This window comes from Streptococcus sp. 4094 (assembly GCF_013277125.1).
GTDB lineage: Bacteria > Bacillota > Bacilli > Lactobacillales > Streptococcaceae > Streptococcus.
The window spans coordinates 1-2152 of record NZ_VMMI01000072.1 but is presented as its reverse complement, the minus strand read 5'-3'; the positions used below and the strand labels follow the sequence as shown (position 1 = coordinate 2152).

The window sequence follows — 2152 nt, the reverse complement described above, 5'->3', positions numbered from 1 at the left end:
ATATATATATATATATATAATGTCGCTTTTTTCTTGCATTTTCTGACTCTATACTATCAGCGAGGGGGTTGATTTGTATGTCAGAAGTGTTAGTATAGAGTTGATATATTATCGTCTGTCAGCTTTTTGCGCGCTTTCTAAGCTCGGGGAAGCTCTCAGGCGAGGAAAGGATTCACTTATGTTCAAGAAAAAGAATGATGGTAATGGAGAGAAAATTTTCCGTTATTCTATTCGTAAATACCATTTTGGTGCTGCTAGTGTTGCGGTTGCGGCTCTGATGTTCTTTGCAAATGGGGTGCAAGCGCAGGCACCTGCGGTATCTTCGGCAACAGCCAGTGATGTAGTTGCTGGATCTGCTGGAACACCAGATGAGGATAAGCAGTACTCAGATGGGGGAGAGCCAGAGAAGGTCTCTCAGACTGAATCGTCGGCTGAGCACAAGTCTACAGGGGAGTCAAACTCTCCAGAGACTAAAACCGAGGACGCTAGTAAGGGGCAGGAAACAGCTGACCTTGCTCCGACCAAACCAGAGACGAAGCCAGCTGCTCAAGAAACTTCTCAAGGAGGAGCAGTAAAAGAGCAAGACCAGCCCACATCTGCCACTAAAACGACAGAAGCTAAATCACTCCAAAGCACCCTGCAAACTTTGTTGGCAAATCTAACGCTAGACTCCATGAAAGCGCTCCACGATGAAGTGGAATCGCGTCTAGCAGCAGCTAAGGCAGTTTTGGACGACCCAAATGCGACGCAAGCGCAGGTTGATGAGCAAGTCAAACTCATGGAAGACCTGACTCGTCGGGTCAAGGAAGCTTTGTCGCCTCAAGTTTCAACTCCTCCAGTCTTAGAAAAAGCAGGTCTGACAAATCATGGACTTGCTGCTCCAGAGGGGGCTGTTTTAACTCCAAAGACAGCTGTTACAAAAGTCCTAAAGGAGAATCATGTATCATCAACTAATGGAGAAGTCAGCACTCCATCAACTGAACTTTCAAAGCCAGAAGTTAGTGATAATCAGAATAAAGATAAATTAGAAACGCTTTCAAAAGATTTGTCTGCCTATCTGATACAGGCAAATGAAATCACACGTCCTGAGACCAAGAAACTTTTAGAAGGAGTAGAAGAAGTTGTTAAATCAATTGAAGCTAGTGTATTGCAACCTCAGCTAACACCAGCTGAAATTGAAGAACTACTCAAAAAAGGAAAACAAGCGGAGAGAAAACTTGCCTTAGCACTTACTCGTGAAAAATCAGGAAAGCGTGACCTGTTAAATGGCAAAGCAATGAAACAAGGATCCTACCTGAGAGCTACACCAACGGTGCTAACTACAAAAAGGGCGTATATTGTTCGAAAAGGTGATGGCTCAGAGTTGCCTGCTGAAACTTATTTGTATGCATTGAGACGGGGAGCGAACGACAGACCTCGGGAAGAAAATTTACGAGAAGTGAGAGAGGCTTTGGAGGAAGCTAAAGTTACTGTTAGAAACTTAGGTAGTGGTCGTTTTCAATGGGATTTGATTTTTAATAGTAAACAAAACAAACACCAAAATGCTTTTTATTGGTTTACTTTACCGACAGGACATACTATTACAGAGACTCTGGCAGTTACTAGAAAAGATGGGACACATACTAAGTCATCCGTTGTCGGAAGAGATTCTTTTAATGCAGAATGGGGTAAAAGTATAAAAAATACTCTGGGAGGAGACTTTGCAACTTATGGTCCTGCTAGTGGGCGAAACGGGGATTTTAATCGTAACTTTGGTAGTATTAAGGATGTGACAAATACTGATTTTATTGCAAAAGGTGCTTCGAATCAGAGGACAGGTGCTAGTCCTACAGATACTAGGGGTTCTGAGGGGTATTATTACTTAGGACCTACTATGGGTAGATTCTATAAATGGCAGAGCGGAACAGAAGTTTCCAATGATTTTTACAACAAATCAGAGAGAATTATAGATGGATTAAAACAGCATACAAATTTATTATACCATTTCACTTTAAACACAGGGGAAGTACGAATTTCTTATATAACCCATACAGACACACCGTATGCCCCAATCTATTATGGAACGGGTATGAGAACGCTTGAGTATAATGAAGCTAAGATGTACTTCATGGCGAGAGGTTTACAAGAAAAGCCGAATGCTCCGACAGTTACA

General features: G+C 42.2%; 1 protein-coding gene. It reads left to right on the top strand.

Features of this window, described 5'->3' with window-relative positions:
• Nucleotides 1–178 precede the first annotated feature (178 nt).
• Nucleotides 179–2152, top strand: a 1974-nt coding sequence (locus HT721_RS11235; RefSeq protein ID WP_240149995.1) for a YSIRK-type signal peptide-containing protein, incomplete at its 3' end; no start/stop codon positions are given.